We start from the raw sequence: 22,518 nt of genomic DNA on the forward strand, positions 1-22,518 counted from the left end.
TAGGCTTCGTAATTCCACCGATTTCGAAATGAAAAATAGAGAACCTTTGATTGTTTGTTAAGTATTATAACATCAATTTCCATAAAGAAACTTACATGAGAAAAAAATAAACCTATGTCCTCAAGGCAGCATCATCATGCTGTGATGGGCATAGGTTTGAAACATTTTAAATAAATATTTTATGCTTAACATTAAACCCGGCAATGCGGATTCGTTCAAATCTCCATTTTTTCGTGACTCATCCATAATTTCATACGGGATAATACATCTTTGATATTCAACGGTTTACTGAGATAGTCCGTAGCTCCGGCAGCGATACATTTCTCCCGATCTTCTTTCATCGCTTTTGCTGTGAGCGCAATGATGGGAATCTGGGTCAGGCCAAGTTGCTCTCGAATCCGACGGGTGGTTTCATATCCATCCAGTTCTGGCATCATGATATCCATAAGAATAACATCCGGTCTGAGACCTCCCTGCTCTAACAGCTCCAGACATTCCGTTCCATTCTGAGCAGAGGTCACTTGCATACCGTATTGCTCCAATGCATTTGCAAGCGCATATACGTTACGAATGTCATCATCCACGACAAGAATCTGTCGATCCCTGAATAACGATTCTTCCAAAGGCGTTAGCAAAATCTCCATATTCTTCAGTTCCGGCTCCACATGAGGTGATGAAGGGACGATACTTTCTTTTACTTTAGCATCAACTGCCTCATAAACAAACAGTCTAGAACTTTGCTCCTCCTGCGAAACCTCGTGACCTTTTCGATACAACGGGAGAAACAGCGTGAACACACTGCCTTGGCCCAAACGGCTCGTTGCCGAAATTGAACCGCCAAGTAATGAAGCCAGCGATTGAGAGATGGACAGCCCTAGTCCCGTACCGCCATATTTACGAGCCGTTGCTCCATCAGCCTGTTTGAATGCCTCAAAGATCTGGAGAAGTTTATCCTCCGCAATACCGATCCCCGTATCACTAACGGAAAAAGCAATGACTTCGGTTTCTTGACCGGCGTGTTCAGGGTCAGTCAGACGCACCTGAGAAATGGTTAGTGCCACTTCCCCTGTGCTGGTGAACTTAAACGCATTCGAGAGCAGATTTCTAAGAATCTGGTGCATCCGCATTTCATCGGTTTCAATCGTAGCCGGAAGAGGACCTTGTAGCTGAATACGAAAATCTATTTTTTTCTGTTCAGCCGTTTTCAAGAAATACTGATTCATCACTTCAGGCAACGTGTCGAGGTAAACATCATCAAATTCCACTTCCATCTGTCCAGCCTCAACCTTCGACAGATCGAGAATATCGTTAATCAAGTTAAGTAAGTCTTTGCCCGATCTGTGAATAACGGCTGCATAGTTCTGCTCCTCACCGCTCAAATGATGATGTTTGTTTTCCGCCAATATCTCGGACAGAATCAACATGCTGTTCAGAGGTGTGCGCAGCTCATGCGACATATTAGCCAGAAATTCGGATTTGTATCCCGAACTGATTCGCAGCTGATGCGCAGTTGCTGCAAGTTCTTGGACCGCATTCTCAGCCGTGCCCTTCTGACTCTCCAAGCGTTCATTTAACATATATAACTCTTCCGTTTGCATCTGCAATTCTTCTGTCTGAGATTGCATCTCCTCGGTTTGAAGTTGCAACTTCTCGGATTGTGCCTGTAACTCTTCGTTCAGTACTTGTGATTCATCGTAAAGGTGCTGTAGTTCCATTCGCGTAACTGTAGAATGAAGCGAAACTCCGAAAATGACCGTTAATTCCTTGATCAATTCCATGGCCTTCTCGGTTAATGGCTTCATGGAAGCGAGTTCTACGACAGCAACGGTCTTTCCTTCAAACAGGATGGGTACAACGGTAAGCGAACTCGCTGAGGCATGGCCCAGACCTGACGAGATGCGAATGTAATTCTGCGGTAAATCATTCATTCGTAACACCCGCTGCTCAATCGCACTTTGACCGACTAACCCTTCACCAGGGGCAAGTGATATTTTCCCGAGCGAGCGTTCCTTCTCCCCATCTCCTGCATAGGCTGCCACCTGAAACAACCGATTGTCCTTCCAGTAATACAACACGCTGTACGGAATCTCCAACATCGTTGCAAGTTCACTCAGGAACAAACGTGATAAACCTTCTAATGTGGTAGGGTTTTGGAAAAGAGTAGCAACACCTGTAAGTTGATCCTTCACCCGGTTTTGCTCCTGCACTTCATCCAGTAGTTGATTCGCTTCATGTGCGAGATCAGCGACTTCATCCCGTGTTCTTACACGTATCCGCTGTTTGAGGTTACCGCCTCTGGAAATATCGCTAATCGTGTGCTTTACCTCTTGAAGCGTTCTAACAATGTTGCCTGATACAATGAAAGCCGCGGCGATGGATAGTGCTGCAATCAGACCCCACAAGGTGTACATGATTGTCAGCAAAGTTGAACTCCGGTTCGCCAAATCCGTCACCCTAGCTTCTGTAAGCAAAATTTCGGTGTTGCGGAAGGTAGCCAGCTGGGAGCGAAGCAGATCGATTTCCGTTTTCCCCGGATCGGACTGAAAAAAAGCGAGAACCTTATCTTGATCGCCTTCCTTCTTGAGCTGTACGGATCGTTCACCAGCAATTTCAATCCAACGGTTGATATGGGATTTAATATTTTGCAAGTTTTGCTGTTGTGCCGGATTATCGCTAATCAAGGCGTATAACTGATCGTAATTCGTATTCCACTCGGAAAGACCTTGATCATAAGGTTGCAGATAACTTTCCTTTCCGGTAAGCATGAACCCGCGCTGTCCCGTTTCCATATCGAGTACGTTTTTCTCAATCGCGTTGGTCAGATTATGTACGTCCAGATCATGATGACTAATAAAATCATTTTCCTTCTGCAACACATCGATTTGGGCCGAAAGGATCAGTAGTACTACACCAAATAAGAGCACAACCACAAGATAGCCCAATACAATTTTGGAGCGTATCGTAAATCTTCTCGTTTTAGACAACGTGAAACCCTCCAAATATAGACGAATGCTGAATCGTTGCATGAAATCTGTTGCATTAGTATTTTATATGTATAGATATCAGCTGACAAGAAAAATATGTGATTACATAAGAAAAACGACCTGCTTTGCAGGCCGCTTTTCCGGGACTTTATTCATAGATATTTATAATTGACACAATATAGGAGTTTAAAATCAGTTTAAGCCTTTGGTGCAATCATTTTAGCCGGGTCTACATATTGATCGAATTGTTCCTCTGTAAGAAGTCCGGTTTGTAACGCAGCTTCCTTCAGGGACAAACCTTCTTTATGTGCAAGCTTAGCAATTTTAGCTGCATTCTCATATCCAATATGAGGATTGAGTGCAGTGACCAGCATAAGCGAGTTATCCAGATTGTGTTTGATCTGATCCAGGTTCGGCTCAATACCCACAGCACATTTGTCATTAAATGCAACGATGGAGTCAGCGAGCAACTGTACAGACTGCAGGAAGTTATAAATGATGACAGGTTTGAATACGTTCAGTTCAAAATTACCTTGGCTTGCCGCGAATCCAATCGCCGCATCGTTACCCATCACTTGTGTCACAACCATCGTGATCGCTTCGCTCTGTGTCGGATTCACTTTACCTGGCATAATCGAGCTGCCCGGCTCGTTCTCAGGGATACGAATCTCACCGAGACCGCTACGTGGACCGCTTGCGAGCCAGCGTACGTCATTGGCAATTTTCATCATATCCGCTGCAAGCGCTTTTACTGCACCGTGAGCATACACCACTTCATCATGGCTGGTCAGAGCGTGGAATTTGTTTGGCGCAGATACGAAATCTTTACCTGTATGCTTACCAATCTCCTTGGCTGTAAGATCACCGAAGTCAGGATGCGCGTTAATTCCGGTTCCTACAGCCGTCCCCCCAATCGCAAGCTCCTTCATGTACTCTACGCTTTCGCGGATCATACGTTCACTCTTACCGAGCATAGCTTCCCAGCCGCTAATCTCTTGGCCAAGCGTAATCGGCGTTGCATCCTGAAGGTGAGTACGTCCAATTTTGATGATATCCTTAAACGCTTCCACTTTTTCCGCAAAAGTCGCTTTCAACACCGCAATTGCTGGCAGCAACTGATCCTCCACCGCAAGAACGCCCGCTACATGCAGCGCTGTTGGGAAGGTGTCATTGGAGCTTTGCGACATATTAACATCATCATTCGGATGCAGGCGCTCTTCTTTACCTTTTTGCTCCAGCAGCTGGTTACCCAGGTTAGCAATGACTTCATTCACGTTCATGTTGGATTGAGTACCGCTACCCGTCTGCCATACAACCAGTGGGAAGTGATCATCAATACGTCCTGCAATAATTTCGTCAGCAGCATAAGCAATCGCATCTGCTTTCGCCGCTGATAATTTGCCTAATTTATGATTACTGGCCGCAGCACTTTTCTTCAAAATGGCGAGAGCTCGCACCAATTCCATCGGCATATGCTCGCGTCCAATAGGGAAATTTTCCTTACTGCGCTGCGTCTGAGCGCCCCACAGCCTGTCGGCTGGTACTTTCATTTCGCCTAACGTATCTCTCTCAATGCGGTATTCCACTTGCTTGTCCTCCTCCAAAATGTTGGTCTGGGTCTCTACAAAGCTTGTGTATCTCGTCATATTATACATGATTTACGAACAGGTTTTCACCTTTTCGACAAAATTGTAAGCGTAGCGCAAAACAAACAGGTCAGAAGCAAGTTCAATCTATCCCGTTTTATTTTTGAGCAGCAATCGGATACAAACGGCTGGTTTGTTCATAGAGTTCACCTGGTTGTAATCCAACGAGACCACTCTCTTCTGCGGAAATCCCTTCCACATTCGGAGCATTAACCAGATTCATCTGTGGTTCCGGACAGAAAAATTCATTGCAGGCATTGTTGTTCCAGATCATCCAATGTTTATAGGACGTGCCTACATCGTACACCAGTTTGTCTCCTGTGCGATGATCTGTCAGTTCCATGTAATTGCGGCCATTTTGCGGCTCGGCGGTATAGTGGTTATCCATCGCTGCAAAAAACGGACTAACTCCGCCCTGTTTAAGCTGCTCTTCCTCCGGTGTAAGCGGTTGAAATTGTCCCGTCGGTAGCGAACGCTCGTTTAATTCACGGCGCTGGCCAATCGTCACTTTGGCTGTATAATCCGAGGACTGACTGTCCGGAGCAAAAGGAACTTTAATTGCTGTATGGAAAGCAAACAGGTTCGGCATATATTCTGTGCCCGTATTGTTCACAATTAACTGCTGCTGCAGACCATGACTGCTCAGAGAGTAACGAAGCGTTACACTGAAGGTGAACGGCAAATATTTGTAAAAAGCATGGCCTTCTCCAATGTTTTGGCTAAGTGTGACATAACTCTCCAGATCATTGGAACCGAATCCCTCAACCGTCCACGCCACATCATGCAAAAATCCGTGCAAATGGTTGCCTGTCGCGGGTTCATTAATCGGTAATTGATAGACTTTTCCATTCCAAGGGAAACGACCGTCTTCATATCGATTAGGAGGAGACAGAATCGGAATACCGTACACGGCAGGAGCCGCCATGAATTCATCCATCTGATCCTGATCCGGTTCGCGCAGGTAGCTGTATCCTTTTTCCGTATCCCGAAAAGCTACCAGGTTCGCGCCAACGCTTGGAATCACCGCCGCTTCAAATGAACCAAAGCGTAGCCATACCGCGGGAATGCCGCCAAATTGCTCTTCAAACGCTGTATTCTGTTGTGTCATCGTTATATGTACCTCCTGCATACTAAGGTTATATTATACGGCTCGACTATATCATGATTGCGCCTAAAAGAACAATCTGAGATCGAGAACAAATTAAACAGGCAAGCGCAAAACAAAAAGACAGCTGCACGATCAGCTGCCTTGATCACTCTTTGTTGGTCTTCATCGCTCTTCAACTCACTCACGAGTAACGGTCTATGTTTTCTCATTCTACATACTTACCCTGCTTGGGTACCGTATCTTCTTCAAAATGCATGTCGAGATGCCGGAGTGATTCATGTAACATCTCCCCGCTTAACACATGTCCATGCCCTGTCACAACCGTTCTCGGCTCCAGTTGCCTGATACGCTGAACTGATTCATGCGCTTCCTCCCAATCCGTTGTAAAATACGCCGGAGGGCCGTGTAACTGTTTGTCCTGAAGCAGAACACTCCAGAGCGACTCCTGTTTGACCGAGACAATCGCATCACCCGCAATCAGTAATCGATCTGCTTCGCGGAACAAGGATATATGTCCCGGTGTATGACCTGGCGTATGAATCCAGTTCCAACCCTTTGTGCCGGGCACCGTATGATTTTGGGGTAGACTGAATATCCGATCATCCAGATTAATGGCTTCGTTCGGATACGTAAATGACAACTGCGCCATGAGGCCTCCACCCACAGAAGGGTCTGCCGGAGGATAATTTTTCAAACCTGTGAGATAAGGTATTTCAAGTGGATGCGCGTACACCGGCACTCCCCAGAATTGCTCCAGTTCAATTACCGTTCCCACATGATCAAAATGACCATGCGTTAAAATAATGGCAGACGGCGGACCTTGAAAACGCTCGGTTGCCACATCAACAATGTGATTCGTGAATTTTGACATTCCTGTGTCCACAAGGACCCAGCTCCTGCTTCCCGGTTTTCCAATGAACACGACATTCACAAAAAGGGTACGCAAGCTCAAAATATCAGGAGCAACTTCCTCTACGCTGGTCATTCCTGATGTAATCAGATTGTCAAATGCCATTCACGGTTACCTCCCATCAGGCGAATTGTCTCTCTGGTTTAGTTCATCTCGTAGACTTCCCTTTTCTGGAATATCTATTCGGAATCTCGGAAATAAAAATAGACGGCGGACACCCTTCCCAGGGCACACACCGTCTAGTATAGTCAGGTAACTCGGACAATAGAACAAGAATATTTACTTTACATTAAGCCGGGTAAGCATCCAAGGCTGCATCCAGCAATTGATTGTACAAATCATCATCATTTTCGAGCAACTCGTCCATTTTCAGCAACTCTTCTTCGTCACCCGATTGTTCCGTGAAGTGCAGGCTGTAGTCCCAATCCTTGCCGTTCTTGCTCATAAACGTAATTTCATATACGGATTTATCACCATCTGTCTTGAACACCGTACTTCCTACGAAACTTTTTTCGTCCTCACGACGCATTTCTGCGCGAATAATTTCAATATTCACCTGTATACTCTCCTTTTAATCTTTCGTTTAAAGCCTCACTGTAATAAATTTTCGATTAAAACGTCCAAAAATCTCTCTTTTGGCGCTTTTCTCCAACTTTCTGGCAAAGCTGTTTGGTAATTATTATTGGTTAATTGTACAATATATATCGTAGCAACGTATACATTATTCAATGAAGGCCCTATGCTGATTCCTCATAAACTTCAAAGAGGACTATAATAGACCGCCAGCTACGATATTCATATCACATTGGAGGAAAAAATAGCATGAACAATTTTGAATCGAATCTGCAACAATATGCTGAACTGGCTGTCAAAGTAGGTGTCAATGTCCACCCTGGACAAACATTAGTTGTAAATGCGCCAATCACGGCAGCTCATTTTGTACGATTGATCGTTAAGGCTGCGTACAACACGGGTGCAAAACTGGTCAAAGTCAACTGGAGTGACGAAACGGTTACTCGACTTCACTATGATCTGGCGCCGGATGAGGCATTCTCGATCGAACCAAAATGGTTCGCAGCTGAAATGACAGAGCTTGTTGAAGAAGGCGCGGCAATCTTGCATGTCATCGCGGAAAATCCGGATCTGCTGAACGGAGTGGCACAGGAGCGCATCGTAACCAGTCAGAAAGTGCGCGGCAAAGCCCTGGAGAAATATCGTGCCTATCAAATGGCTGATAAATTCAGCTGGTCCATCGTAGCTGTCCCTTCTCCTGAATGGGCTGCTAAAGTATTCCCGGATCTGCCTGAAGCGCAGCAAGTGGACCGCCTGTGGGATGTTATTTTCAAAACGGTACGGATTGGTGAAAAAGATGCTGTCGCTGAATGGAAAACTCACCTGCAGAACCTTGACTCCCGCGCAGATCTGCTGAACAGCAAAAAATATAAAAAACTTCACTATACCGCGCCAGGTACAGACTTAACCATCGAACTTCCAGAAGGTCACATCTGGGTATCCGGAGGCAGTGTAAACGAGCAAGGACATGTGTTTATTGCCAATATGCCTACAGAGGAAGTATTTACTGCACCGCTGAAAACCGGTGTGAATGGTACTGTTCGCAGCACAAAACCGCTTAGTTACGGTGGCAATCTAATTGACGGCTTCTCCCTCACATTTGAGAATGGACGCATTGTTGATTACACTGCTGAGCAAGGGCTTGATGCACTGAAGAACCTCGTCGAAATGGATGAAGGTGCACATTATCTGGGTGAAGTTGCCCTTGTTCCACATCAATCTCCAATTTCGGATACGAACATTCTGTTCTACAATACCTTGTTTGATGAGAATGCATCCAATCACTTGGCGATCGGAAATGCGTATGCTTTCTGTCTGGAAGGCGGCAAGACGATGTCTAAGGAAGAGTTGATCGAACATGGCATGAACTCCAGTCTGACTCACGTTGATTTCATGATTGGTTCCGGTGAGATGAACATCAATGGTGTCACTTCGGAAGGTGCGGAAGAACCGATCTTCGTGAATGGAAACTGGGCATTCTAATATGCTCCATGCATAGAGAGGAGATTTCTCCTCTCTTTTCCTGTGTCTGAATTGTACTCATATTTAAAGATTATGGAGGGACATTCGATGTTGAGTTTTGAACAAAAGCTGGATCGATACGCTGCACTCGCTGTCAAAGTTGGGGCAAACGTGCAACCGGGGCAGATTTTTGTCATCAATGCCATGATTGATGCAGCACCACTTGTGCAACTACTGGTACGTAAAGGATATGAAGCCGGGGCCAAACAAGTTATCGTGAAATACTCCGATGAAACGGTCAACCGTCTTCGCTTTGAAATGGCTCCTGAGGAGTCCTTCGATGAACTTCCCAAATGGCATGCGGCAGAGATGGAGGAACTCGCAGAGAATAATGCCGTTTTTCTGACGATTTTATCTTCCAGCCCGGATCTGATGAAAGGCATTGATCCGGCTAGAATCTCGGCGAACCAGCGCTCCTTTGGTCAGGCGATGGCTAAGTATCGTCAGTATCTGCAAGCTGATAAGATGAGCTGGACTGGCATTGCTTGCCCTTCACCGGATTGGGCGGCCAAGGTGTTCCCTGATCTCCCACAAGCAGAACAGATGAATCAGCTCTGGGATGCGATCTTTGCCGCTGTACGCGCGGACGTTGAAGATCCAATCGCTGCATGGGCACAACATATCGAACGTCTGGAGTCACGAGCCGTGGCGCTCAATAACAAGAAGTACCATGCACTGCATTACACCTCCCCGGGCACAGATCTCACGATTGAGCTCCCTGAAGGACATATTTGGGCGCAGGCTGGTAGCGTAAACGCACAAGGAACCCCTTTTGTAGCCAATATTCCTACGGAAGAAGTGTACACCGCTCCAGCGAAATACGGTGTGAACGGCACAGTGGCGAGTACCAAACCGCTAAGTTACGGCGGTAGCATTATCGATCGGTTTACCCTCAAATTTGAGAAGGGGCGGATTGTGGACTTTCATGCAGAGGAAGGTCAAGAAACGTTGGAACGCCTCATCTCCATGGATGAAGGTTCTCATTATCTTGGCGAAGTTGCGCTTGTACCGTTCCACTCTCCAATCTCGGAAAGCGGCATTCTGTATTATACAACGCTGTATGATGAGAACGCATCTTGCCATCTGGCGATTGGCAGTTCGTACGCTTCCAATATCGAAGGAGGCAAAACGATGTCTCCCGAAGAGCTTGCGGAACGCGGTATGAACTCCAGCATCACTCACGTTGATTTTATGATGGGTTCTCCTGAGACAGATATCTATGGCATTACAGCGAGTGGAGACCGTGAACCGATTTTCCTGAAAGGAAACTGGGCGTTTTAAAAAAACTTTTATATTGAACAGGCAATTTTGCTGCCATGGATTCCATGGTTTGCAAGATCGTCTGTTTTTTCTTTTTCGGCAAACATCAAACAGGGTCGGAACTCCCTCTTTTCAGGACTGTAAACAGGTCTATCGGACATTGTAACGTTTCCATAATCTGTTGTAAAATGTAATGATACCAATGTTTGTGGACTGTTGACCAGAAAGGAGAACACCATGGCCAATCGGCTCCAGCTTTTACTCGCATCCGATTTTCATCAATTAGGACCTGTACTTCAGGAAGAGGTCTATTATGAATACTACAATATGGTGTATGGATTAATCGTATATATCATTAAGGAACGTACAGCGGCAGAAGATATTATTCAGGAAGCATTTATTAAAATCATTAAAAACAAACCCCTCTTCGAAGACGAGGTTAAACTTAAAGCCTGGCTCAAAGTAGTCACCCGGAATACCGCAATAAATTATTTGAGAAAAAATAAAAATAACCGTAACCAACTGGACACGGACAGTGTTTTTATAGATATAGAGACGATGAATCAAACCGCTGTTTCGGTGGAAAACATAGTTGAGACTCAGATGATGCAAGAATCCATCGAGCGTTACCTTTCTCAGCTGAAGCCGGAATACCGCGTTCTGGTTGAGTTACGGTGGAAAGAAGGCTTTTCTTATCGGGAAATTGCTGAATTGTTAAGCACCACAGAAGACATTGTGAAACAGCGTTTATTCCGGGCACGTGGCAGTATCAAGAAGAAATTACATAAGGAATGGGGTGGAAGCATTGAGCAAAGGCAAGCTAAATAAGCTTGAACATCAATTCGATTCAGGTCTTGAAAATGAATACTTTGATGCAGCGTTTGAGCAGGCATTTGATGAAGCTTTCCAGCAAGCTGCCTCTACCCCTTCCGCCTCCCGTACAGAATCCATGCAGCAATCCTGGCAAAAGATACATAAGGAGATCGAAAGAATTGGCGCACGTAAACGTAAAATACGCACCTTCAAGCTATCGGGCATCGTGGCAGCTTCTGTGACCATTGGAGCCGTTATTTTCAGTCTGCCCTCGGGAACACAAGCCGTATCTCCTATTGTTCAATCGATCAAAGATTGGAGTAATGGCATGAAATCGATCATGGTTGAGGATAAGTCTGTAAATCTGAGTCCCGATCCCTCAACCGCCAAAACACCGCCACCACCTGACCTTGAATCGAGCACAATTATCCATGATGAAGCGGAAGACATTCCTGCCTTTGAACTCAACAAACATGTTTTCCGCCCCGTTGCGGTTACGGAAAAGATCGCTCGTGATGGATTTATCGGTGAATTTATTATATCCAAAGCCATTCCTGCCCGTTTTGACAAGATAAAATATGAACTCGTACTGGATACAGAGAATCCCGTCAATCCTGACAACTATTACGAGTCCGATATGATGAGGGTGAAATACTCCATTCAGGGTAAAAGTGATACAGACGAGCTTATCCAGTTCGATTATGAATACGTTAAGCCAGGGCAGTCTCTTGAGAAAACATCACTGCAGAAAAGCACTGTTGTGAAGCTTGCAGATGATAGTGAAGCACTCATGTATGTGGGACCCCCCTTCAATTCTATTCAGTGGATGACAGGTTCTCTAAGTATGAGTCTGTTTGGAACCGTGACTGAAGAGGAGATGATTGCAATCGCCAACGATTTTCTGGAGCAAAATTCTCCTGCCAAATCAAAATAAATTAAAACAATACACTAGGTGATGTATGTGTAGACTGATCCGATGTCATCCCATCATGAGCAGTATGAACACTAGTGACACGATAATAATAACCGGATGTGATCTCCCAATCCGAATTGGATCGAAGAAGATTCGTTTGGGTCTGTGTTGAGGAGCTGCCTGCGAACGTTACCCAAGCTGTTCCTGTCCAGCGCTCCAATCGATAATTCACAGACAAGGTTTTCATGTCTTTAAATGTTCTAGTCGCTGTTTTTACGATGGCATGAAGTCCGTCTCCGCGTGTTAATGTACAAGTCGCCTGATAGATATGTACAGGTTTGGCAGCCCTTGATTGGAGGAAATACTCCTGAGGTTCGAGTGGCGGCGGAGCAGTTCGCGCTCCCGACGACACGCTGATGATCGGACTTGCAACTGCGGACGATTCTGTAGGCAGAACAAGAATAACTGGCGCAGTCAAAGCCAGAATCAGACCTACTTTCAAGATTGGCGTACGGCATATTTGTCTGCCTCGTCTTAGGATATTATGCATCTTCATTCCTCCCCAGCCTTGTTTTAATTTTTGGTGTAATCTATTAAACGGACGGAATGGATAACTGGTTTCAAAAAAATAAGGACGCCCGATGGTTCAATCGGCAGCGTCCTTTCATCATTTTCCGGATTAACAAAAACGATGAAACCTAAATTAATCCATCTCGTATGATAAAGAATAGGCTTCATTTGGACGGAATCTAGATCTACTTTATACAAACAGCAACATCATCTTCTGATTACCTGATTCGAACGATTTGTTTATTCTCTATAGCATATACCTGATCGGCGACGTTCTCGATTAAACGTTCATCATGTGAGATGAAAATAATTGTGCCTGCATAACTTTTCATTAAATGCTCCAACGCTTCCATTGCAGGAAGATCAAGAAAATTATTCGGCTCATCCATAAGCAAAATATTGTATCGGCCAAGAAACATTTTCGCCAGCTGCAACTTCATCATCTCGCCGCCACTTAATACCGCCAACCGCTTACGCACATCATGCGGAGAAAACCCTAGAGATGCTAATACAGCTCGAATCTCCGGCACTTCATAGTCACAGTTCTCCTGTATGAATTCGATGACGGCCTGGTGGTGATCAAGTGTGTATGCTTGTTGTGCAATATAACCGATCTCTGCCTTAGGCGATATGATGATGCCCTGTTCACGGTTCAAGATCATGTTAAGAAACGTTGTTTTCCCTGCACCGTTCGCACCGGTCAGCGCGATCTTATCCCCGAGCGGGAACTGAAAAGATGCGTTTTCCAAAATGACAGTATCACCAAAGGCTTTGTTCATCTCATTTCCTATAATCGGAAATGGATTGTGAAGTTCTAACGCATGACTCTGACGAAAGTGAATCGTACGATTCATCTCCGGTGCTTGGACTTCGCCTAACGCTTCAATCCGTTGTTCCATATTTTTGGCGGCTTGATGAAGTTTCTTCTGTTTACTCCCCACAGATTTCTGATGAGCAAGCCGTCCGCCCTGATCAGAGTTGTTTTTCCTTGCAGCCCCTTTCTCTTTCTGATCGACTTTCCGAGCCTGATTCCTTTTTTCAGTTATCGCTTTTTCCAGTCGTTCTCGTTCATTCACATATTGCTGATACTGGATTTCCTGCTTTTTCTGGTTTTCATTCTTCTGAGCCAAATAATCGGAATATCCACCCCAATACTCCGTAATCTTCCCATCCTTCAGTTCCCAAATTTTATCAACCACTTGATCAAGAAATTCCCGATCATGACTGATAACCAGCAACGCTCCCGTATAAAAAGAGAGCTGATGGATCAAGAAATGGATTCCTTCCGAATCGAGATGGCTCGTGGGTTCATCTGCAAAAATGCCGTGCACTGAACTGGACAAAGCCTGAGCAATTTTCAGCCTTGTTTCCTGTCCGCCACTCATCTGCTCAGCATCTAAGCGGTCTATTCCAAGCTTACCCGCTAATGCATAATCCACATCGCTCTGAGCCCCGCCCTGCTCCATCTGCGGGATATAAGAAAAACTGCCATTCCTCACAACTTTCCCGTAAGATTCGGGAATCTCACCCAGTAACACTTTTAACAATGTGCTCTTGCCCGCCCCATTGGCGCCAACCAAGCCGATCCGGTCATATTCATAAAGCTCCAAATGTTCAATATTGAATACCTCACGGCCCGCATATTCCACAACAATCTCTTTTGCTTTAATTAATATACTCATCATGAGTTCCTCCTTCAAAAATCGCAGTTTTCACGTTCGCAGGATGACCTGCGATTTAAGAAGGGGGATTATATAAAGAAATACCAATGCATATATCTCATGAGGTCTTCCCTCCTTTCTATGTCAAGCATTTTGGATGTAATAAAAAATGCAGATCCAAGTCCACTGTGGACTCAAATCTGCATTACTCACGTATAGAAGACACTTCGAATCAGCATAGCACAAATAAACTACCCCATTCGAAACCTATGTCTCTCCATACGTAAAATAAGCAAATCAAAAAAGCCCACGATTGTGGTAAAATCCGCTTTTTTTGACCTGCTTATCGAAGCCGTATGGAATGAATCATAGGAACGAGCCTCCTCTTCTTTTATTGAATTGAATAATACCATGAGGTTCTTACAGCGTCAACCTGAAGCAGCATTTGGTTCCAGTAATCTGTTGCGACTTCAATGGAATATGTTTTTTTTCTCACAACTGCGGTTTGAACATGACCATTTAATCCAATTGTCCATTGAGTTTTGCTTTAAAAACGATAATTGCTAAGCCAATAATTAAAAATAACCACCCTAAAGCAGATAATGCTTTGTTGGTAGTTCGATAAGGATACCCCCAATTCGGCCCTCCTGTATATTTGGTTGTTACGATTAATAATAACAAGCCAATCGCCGCAACCACAATGCCGGCTAGAATAATGTAATCCATATTTGATCTCCTCATTCAATGAAAATAAAAGAACCCTAAGAAAAAAATAGTACCGATGTCATCTTTGCTTGGCAGGAACATTCAAACGGCTCCTATTAGCTTCATGACAACTATAGTTATAGCTGGAACAATAGAGTTTATTGAATTAAAAATCCAGTGTACGATTATATTTGACCATATATTTTTATATACGAGGTATATCACAGCAAAGTATGCCCCTATGATCATATAAGGAATCGTTTGTATCCAGTCGCCATTAAAATTATTGATATGAATTAGCCCGAATAAAATCGAAGACACAAAAAACATCAACAATTTTAACAGGGTTGAATTGAATTTTCCGAATAATAAATAACGAAAGGTCAACTCCTCAGCGAATGGAGCAATAAAAGGCTGAATTGAACCAATTAACATCATACTAACCATCGCGTTAGATAAACTATATGTATCATTAACAGACAAAGGTTTATCCATAAGAGAACGAGTTAAACTTAAAATTCCAAAAGCGCCGAGCACAAGTAAAGCGTTGAAAAACAATTTTATCCATAGTTTATTTTGTTTGTAGTGTTTCCATTGGGAACTTAAGAAATCTTTATACAGCCATATCATAACTAGAAAGCCTGTAAGAAAGATACCCAAACTTAGAGTTATGCCTAATAGTTGATTTTTCTCTAAGGAGAATTGTCCTAATACTGTGCCAAGTAATATCTCTATAGGTATGATAGATACCCCTATAAAGTCCTTTTTGTTCCATCCAATCCTATTACTCACGTTTATCAGTCCTCGTATAAAATTCATCGTGCCCACTATTGTTTATTCATATAGAATATAAATTCGATATTCTATATAATTCCACAAAATTTTAAAAAATAATCTTGTTAGAGAACTTGAATTGATGCTATTCTTCTCCAGAGAGCACTATTTCTCAGGGAAGTTAAATTTTGCTATATACATGCTATAGCATGTAAAGGATATTATAATGAACATGGGATGTCAATAACACCCCTTTGACAGACCTAATTTTAGATATCTTAAACGATTCTAAAGTACGCGTTAACTCACGAGAAGATGTTATAACTGACTAGGCTACGGCTCTAGGACACGCACTCAACTGTCTAAAACCATACACAAAAAAGCCGCTAAACAAGCGGCCTTCTTGTGTAGAACCCAAATTATAGACTTCGAAACCTTTGTATCTTAAAGGATAAATATAATACATTTGAGAAGCTATGCCCCTGCATCTTCAACGAGCATTTCAAGCTTCATCACATGTACACGCGAGATTCGTTTGTGTTCCGTCTCCTCAATAATAAACAGATATCCATCATACTCCACGGATTGGCCAATTTCAGGAGGAATCGCATCCACTCTGGAATATAACCAGCCGCCAATCGTATCGTAATCCGTTCGATCCATCTCGATACCGAATCGTTCACTAACTTCTTCAATCAGCATTAATCCGTCAATCGAGTATTCCATCTCATTCACTTGTTCAATGGTCGGACGTTCCTGATCGAATTCATCCTGAATCTCACCAACAATCTCTTCCATGATATCTTCAAGCGTGACCATGCCGGAGGTTCCCCCGTATTCATCGATCAGAACAGCAATTTGTGTTTTGCTACGCTGCATACGCTTGAGCAGATCACTAATTAACGTCGTATCAGGCACAGCCAGAATCGGACGAATCACGGATATGGTTTCTGTTAACTGTGAACGCATCAGATCCTTAATGTGAATAAAGCCGATAATATGGTCCTTGTCTCCGTTATATACCGGATACCGGGTACGCATGCTTTCGCTCGCAATCTCCATATTTTCCAGCATGGACTGATTGGCGTTGAGACAGATCATTTCCGTCCGCGGAATCATGATTTCACGGGCGGTTGTATCCGTAAAATCAAATATATTATCAACAAGTGCTAATTCAGTGTTATCAATTAAACCGCTCTTATTGCTTTCTTTCATGAGAATACGTATTTCATCTTCACTATGCGCTTCATCCAGTTCTGAAGCAGGTGCCATCCGAAACAATCTGAGCAAGGCATTAGCCATGCCGTTCAGCACCCAGATAAAAGGATACATCAATTTGTAAAAGAAGGTCAGCAGTGCCGCAGACCACAGTGTAATGGCCTCTGACTTGCGGATTGCCATCGTTTTGGGAGCCAGTTCACCCAGGACAATATGCAAAATCGTAATAATGACAAACGCAATGACAATCGAGATGCCATGCACATATACCGGACCCAGTCCAAATGCCGTAAATACAGGCTCCAGCAGTCGTGCAATGACGGGCTCTCCCAGCCATCCAAGTCCTAGTGAAGCTAACGTAATGCCTAGCTGACAAGCTGACAAATACGCGTCCATATTACGAATAATGTTTGACGCATATTTCGCATTTCGATTACCCGCTTCTACTAAAGCCTCAATTCGGCTACTCCGCACCTTGACCATTGCAAATTCTGCCGAGACAAAGAAACCATTCATTAATACCAGTAAACCAATTAAAAACAAGCTCATAATACTCGGTAAGGGGTCACTCAAATGTTCTTCCTATTCGCCGTTATCGTTCGGCAAATAGGTCCACCTCCTTCGAAAATGTAGGATATTAGCCATTCTGCCGTTCATATGCAATTTCAACTTCCCAATGCTTCCACCTCCTGCTGTTTGCGCCATAATAACATGGATATACTTCTTTTATTATATAATTCTACACTACACAGTCAATCCGTGTCCTATGACACCTAAAAGGCCAAATCGACAAAATTCGTTTACAAAAGTAGTGATTTCGCTGTTTTATTCACATTTTATGAATTCAGGAAGTCATCTTTATTTTTCGCGAAACATCTCCTTGGCTACGTTAAGAAAAGCCTGTACCCCTGGATAAACATATTCCGTTGCCGGGAAAGCAAGCGTGTTAGAAAGAAGAAAGCCGCCCCAAGTAGAATTATTCTACACTCGGGACAGCTTTATCATGCTTCCTTGTTTTTAATTGAGACTCGAACGATTCTTACTTCTCGCATAGCATCTTTTCAGCCGGGTTCCAGCGCCAAGTCAAATGATGGCTCTCAACATGTAGGCCACCGACCCAATATTCATCCTCTCTGAAGGTAGTCCAGTCGACTTCACCATTCATTACCTGAACCCCGAGTTCCGTCAGAGACAATACAGCATCACGAAATGCTTGATCATACTGGTTATACTTCGGAAAACTTGCCGCTCCTGTCATGCGGATAAGTGCAGCTGGCCCTTCCGACATCCGCTTCAGATGTGCCCAGTATTCCAGATCACCCATGCCGAGCACATGCAACTTGTCTCCTACCTTACGAAACAGGTCGTACGGACGATGAATACCTGCTCTGATGGTTTCCAATGTGGTCTGTTCAATACAACCTAAGCCATTGGTTACGGAAGGCAACCTGGACAGATGCGCCTCGAATGCTGCTTTTGCAAATGGGAGTTCATTCATTCCGGACTTTAAGTATTCTTGATGCAACCAAATGTCAGATGAACTGTACGCTTCCCAGAACTGTTTTCCAGCCTGAAGTTCCTGTTTTTCAATGACATGCCAGTTGCCTGACAAACTTCCGATCTGCTTGGGAGTAAGCTGTCCCAGTCCTCTGAAATGCTCTACCTCGGGGTACGAATCGATGCAAAGGAGATTCAGACGTATGTTCTGTAGATCTTGTCCGCTAAAATAATGTAACAAATAGGATAACATCGTTTGATCATAAAGGTCATACTCGAACCATAACACAATCTCTTTATACTGCTGTAACGAACGAAGCTTCTCATCTAATGACTCAATCTGCAAATATACTTTCTGCGGTATGCCCAGTTCCTCTTCCAGTACAACAGCACGATGCTGACGTGCGCTCCTGTCCGCCATAGCTGTAGTTACAGGACCATACGTGTACAATTCCCTCCAAACGAGAATGTCTCCTTGTATACCGCTTTCGCGTAAGCGATTGGCCGCATGATCCCCATTCATAATATGCAACATGCCTTTTCCTCCTTCATGAAGTTCATTGAACACGGATGCCAGATTTCGTATAGGCAGTGAACGCTTGAGTTTTGTTCGGGCATCAAACAGCCTTTTCTTTAATGCAGATACATTCACATCAAGAAAGTCCGATATTTCTTTGAGCGTGTAGCCTTGAAAATAAAACAGCTCCACCACAACTTGCATCGATGATGGCAACTGGGCAATTGAACGACGTAGCGTTTCCTGCAACTCCTTCTGGATCGCTTGAGCTTCTGGATTACGGGTCTGATCTTCTTCAAGGAATACAGTCTCTACTTCTTGCATAGGAACCACCGAATGCCGCTTGCGTCTGAGCCAGCGATAACATTGCCTTTCAACAATGATTTTGAACCATCCCGGAAAAGCTTCCGGCTTCTCCAATTTGAACAGATTGGCAAATGCTTCGGTAAACGCCTCCTGAACAACATCCTCCGCGCCATATGCATCCTGTAACTGCTGATAGGCCACGGCAAGTGCCATTCCTCGAAAATGCGTCACCAGTTGCTCATAAGCTTCCGTTTCTCCCTGTATTGCTCCTTCAATCCATGATTTCAATACCGCGGACTCCCTTCATCTGTCGTTCATTACTGTCTGAACTTGTATATCTATTGCTTCACTTTTGTGTTCTCATATGTAAGTGCCTTGAACTCTTGATTAGGTTACTTTATTTTCGACTACAAATGCAAAAGCCGTCCTGTTTGCAGATGTGAACTGCATTCAGGACAGCATGGATAGACTTATGTGTTGGTATTAACGGAGAATTAACGTCTGCTTGGCGCTTGCGGATAGTTGCCAACAACGCCCGGATATTGATACAGCAATGGCTCATCAAACGTTGCATAGTCGAAGTTAACCATCAGCAACATGATTCTTCTGCCTGTTTTAGGATCACTGATAATGATGTGGTCACGTCCAGCTGCTTCGATAATCCCTTGGAAAATACGAGCATTCCACTCTTTGTTTCCTTCGTATGTCATGTAGAATGTGCCGAATTTACCCAGGTTCAAACGCAAAATATTTTCAATGTATGATTGCTCAAACTGTGGAGCTGTAGTGGAAACGACCGTTCCTGACGGTGTCATTGGGCTTCCGCTGGATACGAGTGGCGGTACGCTGGTGGAGCTAGGAGATACCATGCCAGGTGATACCATGCCGGGTGTTGGTGCCATCGACGGCATGCCATTACCGACTTTATAAGATGTTCCCTGAACTTGAGAATTCGCTTGTGTCCCTAATACTGAATTGGCTTGTGCGCCCAATACGGAGTTGGCTTGTTGCCCCATAGTTTGAGTTGGTTGATAAGGTGTGTTAATCACAATAATTCCTCCCTGAATATGAAAATTGGTAATGGATTAATAGACGTCCGGACAGTCTTCCCCGGTTGGACTAAAGAAACAATGCGCCTTGAAACGTCCCGTGTTGGGCTGGTTATACCACGTCGCCGGACAATCTCCAACTGGTCTGAAAAACCATAGCGAGTTGCTCGCCGGCCAGAAACGCTCGCCGTTAATGACCCGTTGTGCCAACCGAATCTCGGATTGTCTCGCCCGCTGATAGAAGTATCCCTTCTGCGTCGACTCAAAGCCCCCCGGATTCTGAAAGACCATGCGGTTCATATCACGGATGTTGCCAAAATCCAAGCAGTCCGCCAGCACACGATTCACGCCAACATTGCCTACCAGCAACATGCCTTGTTCCCCGTCACCCTCGGCTTCTGCACGCATTAGTCTAGCCAGGAGCTTGACGTCTTCCGAGTTGGTCTTAATTACTGCCATCGTCTGTTCCCTCCCTTGTAGCAGCTGTTCATCACCGTACATCGTATTGTGCAGGAGCCTATTCGGTGACACAATTCCAGATTTTTTCCATAAAAAAAGCCCGGAACCTCACGCAAGGTGAAGTCCCAAAGCCTTTTCCAACTAACACAAATTAATTTTGCTATGCTCTTGAATCCCGTTAAGGTTTGGCTTCAATCCAGTAATCATAAGCATGGACCAGATTGCCTTTGTAAGCCTTGTATTTAGAGAGCAGGTCTGGCAGTTTGATGAGCTGACTCTCCATCTCATCGGCTCCTTTTTCGTGAAATGAAATATGTGTACCTTCAAAATTTTCTTTCATTTCGACGGAAATAAGCAATGATTTACCCAGACGATCTGCAATCTCCATTTCCTGACTTACGACTGCAGCAATCCCGTTAGAACCTTCTGCAGTGTTACGGAATGCCATCAAGGATACATGATCAAGCGTATCAATCATGAACTCGGTAACAGAGATATCCTTTCCTGGTAGCGGGTAGGTATCCAGCCACACCGCAAGATCCGCACTGGTTTCAAGGCTGCTGTCTTTCTTCGTTTCTTCTTGGAAATAGGCGATATTCGATGCCCACTCGGTCAGCAACGTATTCCGGTTAGCCTCCCATTCGGGCAACGTATACGGCTCGATATCCAGATGGATGCCCTCGAACCGCTCATCCGGTTCCACTTCGGCATTGTAGTTTTTCACATAATCGATCAGTCGTTTGATCCGAGGACGATTCTCCTTTTTGCCCCAGATCGGATGTCCACCCATCGCATGAACTTCGATCCCCTGAGCTTTCGCTCTTTTTACAAAACTGCGATAACTGGAGTAGCGCTGATCCAGATCAAGCCGTACGTATAACCAGTTAATCTTTTGCTGCTTGGCAAAAGCCAGAATGTGATCGCCGCCATCATCCGTCACTTGTGAAGCCTCCCAGATATAGGTGCCGCGAATTTCAGGTGCACTGGCAGGAGGGTTCACTGGTTTCTCTGGCGGTGTCTGTTCTCCTGGCTCCAGTTCCCCCCAATACGTCAAATCATGGACAGCTGAACCGGCATAGGACTTATGTTCCCGAAATGCAGTTGCGACCTCTTGGAGCGCATTCTCCAGCTGCGCTGAGCCTTTGCCCGCAAAACTGGTAAACTCTTCACCTGGCATCGGCTTGGTGTTTACTCCCACGGTAACACTTGTCCCGCTCGCGTCTGCCCACTGCATCTCCTGTTCAATTATACGAATAATTCCGTTACTTCCTTGTGCATTATCCCGGTAAGCAAGCAGGGTCACATGGTCTACATTTTGAATAAACCAGTGTGACAATGCTTCGTTATCTGCATCATCTGCTGTACGATCACCCTTGACCGTGTATGAATCGAGCCAGAAAGGCAGATCTACATGCACGGCTATTCCGCCATCCTGTTTGGCCTGATTTAAAACCATTTTCATATTGCTGATCCAGGATTGCACCAATGGTTTGGCGTCTTCCTTCCATGCAGGCAACACGTATGGTTTAACATCCAGATGGATTGCATCAAAACGTTCACTTGCTTCCACAGCCTGATTGTAATCCTGCACCCATGAAGTTAATCGAAGCATCGGACCCTCGCGGCCTTGAACACCCCAGGAAGGATCACCGCCCAGTGCCTCAATGGCAATACCTTTACGATCCGCTTTGGCAATAAATGCTCGATACACCTCATTGGATATGGTCGTGTCTACGTTTACATACAGCCGATTAATCTTATGTTTAGCCGCATTTTCCAGCAGCTCATCTCCTGCACTCTTAACAGACTGTGCCTGCCATACCCAGGCTGCCCGTATATCCACATCTTCAGCTGTAGCAGGTGACTTGATCCCGATCATTATCATTCCTCCGATCAGTAATAACAGCCAAAATACTTTCCGGGACGTTTTCCCGAACATACACTCCCTCCATTCCTGTTCTGTTGTAAAATCACATTCATTATAGCAACCGAGTTATCAAAAACAAATAAGCCCAAGTGCTTAACTTGGGCTTA

General features: G+C 44.6%; 18 protein-coding genes. 4 read left to right on the top strand and 14 right to left on the bottom strand.

Annotated elements, in window-relative coordinates:
• Positions 1–215: 215 nt before the first annotated feature.
• The 5 genes from MKY23_RS15875 to MKY23_RS15895 all read right to left on the bottom strand — a co-directional run bounded on the left by MKY23_RS15875 (position 216) and on the right by MKY23_RS15895 (position 7,204).
• Complete coding sequence (locus MKY23_RS15875; RefSeq protein ID WP_339830742.1) at positions 216–2,984, bottom strand: CHASE3 domain-containing protein; 2,769 nt, start codon at positions 2,982–2,984, stop codon at positions 216–218.
• 197 nt (positions 2,985–3,181) lie between these two features.
• Positions 3,182–4,570 (bottom strand): class II fumarate hydratase, encoded by a 1,389-nt coding sequence (gene fumC / locus MKY23_RS15880; protein ID WP_090924818.1) that lies wholly within the window; start codon positions 4,568–4,570, stop codon positions 3,182–3,184.
• Between the two features lie 157 nt (positions 4,571–4,727).
• Positions 4,728–5,738 carry an aldose 1-epimerase gene (locus tag MKY23_RS15885; RefSeq protein WP_154983465.1) on the bottom strand — a complete coding sequence of 337 codons (1,011 nt, stop codon included), beginning with the start codon at positions 5,736–5,738 and terminating at the stop codon, positions 4,728–4,730.
• Between the two features lie 205 nt (positions 5,739–5,943).
• Complete coding sequence (locus tag MKY23_RS15890; protein WP_154983466.1) at positions 5,944–6,753, bottom strand: MBL fold metallo-hydrolase; 810 nt, start codon at positions 6,751–6,753, stop codon at positions 5,944–5,946.
• Between the two features lie 184 nt (positions 6,754–6,937).
• The gene (locus MKY23_RS15895) at positions 6,938–7,204 is read right to left on the bottom strand and encodes a hypothetical protein (RefSeq protein ID WP_339830746.1); all 267 of its coding nucleotides are present in this window, start codon (positions 7,202–7,204) and stop codon (positions 6,938–6,940) included.
• Positions 7,205–7,470: 266 nt separating this feature from the next.
• Between MKY23_RS15895 and MKY23_RS15900 the strand changes: the two genes are divergently transcribed.
• The 4 genes from MKY23_RS15900 (at position 7,471) to MKY23_RS15915 (ending at position 11,749) form a co-directional block, all read left to right on the top strand.
• Positions 7,471–8,703 carry an aminopeptidase gene (locus tag MKY23_RS15900; protein ID WP_221789463.1) on the top strand — a complete coding sequence of 411 codons (1,233 nt, stop codon included), beginning with the start codon at positions 7,471–7,473 and terminating at the stop codon, positions 8,701–8,703.
• 87 nt (positions 8,704–8,790) lie between these two features.
• Positions 8,791–10,023 (top strand): aminopeptidase, encoded by a 1,233-nt coding sequence (locus MKY23_RS15905; RefSeq protein WP_339830749.1) that lies wholly within the window; start codon positions 8,791–8,793, stop codon positions 10,021–10,023.
• Between the two features lie 216 nt (positions 10,024–10,239).
• The gene (locus MKY23_RS15910) at positions 10,240–10,830 is read left to right on the top strand and encodes an RNA polymerase sigma factor (RefSeq protein ID WP_221789459.1); all 591 of its coding nucleotides are present in this window, start codon (positions 10,240–10,242) and stop codon (positions 10,828–10,830) included.
• A complete protein-coding gene (locus MKY23_RS15915) occupies positions 10,808–11,749 on the top strand; it encodes a hypothetical protein (protein ID WP_221789457.1) in 942 nt (313 codons plus the stop codon). The genes MKY23_RS15910 and MKY23_RS15915 overlap by 23 nt, the downstream gene beginning before the upstream one ends.
• Position 11,750: 1 nt before the next feature.
• Here the strand turns inward: MKY23_RS15915 and MKY23_RS15920 are convergent, their stop codons facing one another.
• From MKY23_RS15920 to MKY23_RS15960, 9 genes are all read right to left on the bottom strand, one after another.
• The gene (locus tag MKY23_RS15920; RefSeq protein WP_221789456.1) at positions 11,751–12,278 is read right to left on the bottom strand and encodes a hypothetical protein; all 528 of its coding nucleotides are present in this window, start codon (positions 12,276–12,278) and stop codon (positions 11,751–11,753) included.
• Positions 12,279–12,516: 238 nt separating this feature from the next.
• On the bottom strand, positions 12,517–13,980 hold the full coding sequence (gene abc-f, locus MKY23_RS15925; protein WP_339839478.1) for an ABC-F type ribosomal protection protein: 1,464 nt from the start codon (positions 13,978–13,980) through the stop codon (positions 12,517–12,519).
• A gap of 498 nt (positions 13,981–14,478) precedes the next feature.
• Positions 14,479–14,685 (bottom strand): hypothetical protein, encoded by a 207-nt coding sequence (locus MKY23_RS15930; RefSeq protein WP_154957315.1) that lies wholly within the window; start codon positions 14,683–14,685, stop codon positions 14,479–14,481.
• A gap of 81 nt (positions 14,686–14,766) precedes the next feature.
• Positions 14,767–15,456 carry a type II CAAX endopeptidase family protein gene (locus tag MKY23_RS15935; protein WP_221789454.1) on the bottom strand — a complete coding sequence of 230 codons (690 nt, stop codon included), beginning with the start codon at positions 15,454–15,456 and terminating at the stop codon, positions 14,767–14,769.
• Positions 15,457–15,912: 456 nt separating this feature from the next.
• Positions 15,913–17,205 carry a hemolysin family protein gene (locus MKY23_RS15940; protein WP_221789452.1) on the bottom strand — a complete coding sequence of 431 codons (1,293 nt, stop codon included), beginning with the start codon at positions 17,203–17,205 and terminating at the stop codon, positions 15,913–15,915.
• A 490-nt stretch (positions 17,206–17,695) separates the two neighbouring features.
• Positions 17,696–19,264, bottom strand: coding sequence for a sigma-70 family RNA polymerase sigma factor (locus MKY23_RS15945; protein ID WP_339830755.1), 1,569 nt, complete (start codon positions 19,262–19,264; stop codon positions 17,696–17,698).
• A 206-nt stretch (positions 19,265–19,470) separates the two neighbouring features.
• Entirely contained in the window at positions 19,471–19,878 is a 408-nt protein-coding gene (gene gerQ / locus MKY23_RS15950) for a spore coat protein GerQ (RefSeq protein WP_251504651.1), read from the bottom strand.
• A 183-nt stretch (positions 19,879–20,061) separates the two neighbouring features.
• Positions 20,062–20,484 carry a cell wall hydrolase gene (locus MKY23_RS15955; protein ID WP_251503986.1) on the bottom strand — a complete coding sequence of 141 codons (423 nt, stop codon included), beginning with the start codon at positions 20,482–20,484 and terminating at the stop codon, positions 20,062–20,064.
• A gap of 178 nt (positions 20,485–20,662) precedes the next feature.
• Positions 20,663–22,423 carry a hypothetical protein gene (locus MKY23_RS15960; protein ID WP_339830760.1) on the bottom strand — a complete coding sequence of 587 codons (1,761 nt, stop codon included), beginning with the start codon at positions 22,421–22,423 and terminating at the stop codon, positions 20,663–20,665.
• Positions 22,424–22,518 lie beyond the last annotated feature (95 nt).

Source organism: Paenibacillus sp. FSL R7-0272, from assembly GCF_037969905.1.
In the GTDB taxonomy this organism is placed as follows: Bacteria; Bacillota; Bacilli; order Paenibacillales; family Paenibacillaceae; genus Paenibacillus; species Paenibacillus polysaccharolyticus.

What these genes read in the sequence shown, in the direction of transcription:
- abc-f (WP_339839478.1), bottom strand. Translation starts at nt 13,980, where the DNA reads ATGAGTATATTAATTAAAGCAAAAGAGATTGTTGTGGAATATGCGGGC.
- MKY23_RS15960 (WP_339830760.1), bottom strand. Translation starts at nt 22,423, where the DNA reads ATGTTCGGGAAAACGTCCCGGAAAGTATTTTGGCTGTTATTACTGATC.
- MKY23_RS15930 (WP_154957315.1), bottom strand. Translation starts at nt 14,685, where the DNA reads ATGGATTACATTATTCTAGCCGGCATTGTGGTTGCGGCGATTGGCTTG.
- gerQ (WP_251504651.1), bottom strand. Translation starts at nt 19,878, where the DNA reads ATGGCACCAACACCCGGCATGGTATCACCTGGCATGGTATCTCCTAGC.
- MKY23_RS15905 (WP_339830749.1), top strand. Translation starts at nt 8,791, where the DNA reads ATGTTGAGTTTTGAACAAAAGCTGGATCGATACGCTGCACTCGCTGTC.
- MKY23_RS15900 (WP_221789463.1), top strand. Translation starts at nt 7,471, where the DNA reads ATGAACAATTTTGAATCGAATCTGCAACAATATGCTGAACTGGCTGTC.
- MKY23_RS15910 (WP_221789459.1), top strand. Translation starts at nt 10,240, where the DNA reads ATGGCCAATCGGCTCCAGCTTTTACTCGCATCCGATTTTCATCAATTA.
- MKY23_RS15885 (WP_154983465.1), bottom strand. Translation starts at nt 5,738, where the DNA reads ATGACACAACAGAATACAGCGTTTGAAGAGCAATTTGGCGGCATTCCC.
- MKY23_RS15955 (WP_251503986.1), bottom strand. Translation starts at nt 20,484, where the DNA reads ATGGCAGTAATTAAGACCAACTCGGAAGACGTCAAGCTCCTGGCTAGA.
- MKY23_RS15940 (WP_221789452.1), bottom strand. Translation starts at nt 17,205, where the DNA reads ATGAGCTTGTTTTTAATTGGTTTACTGGTATTAATGAATGGTTTCTTT.
- MKY23_RS15890 (WP_154983466.1), bottom strand. Translation starts at nt 6,753, where the DNA reads ATGGCATTTGACAATCTGATTACATCAGGAATGACCAGCGTAGAGGAA.
- MKY23_RS15920 (WP_221789456.1), bottom strand. Translation starts at nt 12,278, where the DNA reads ATGCATAATATCCTAAGACGAGGCAGACAAATATGCCGTACGCCAATC.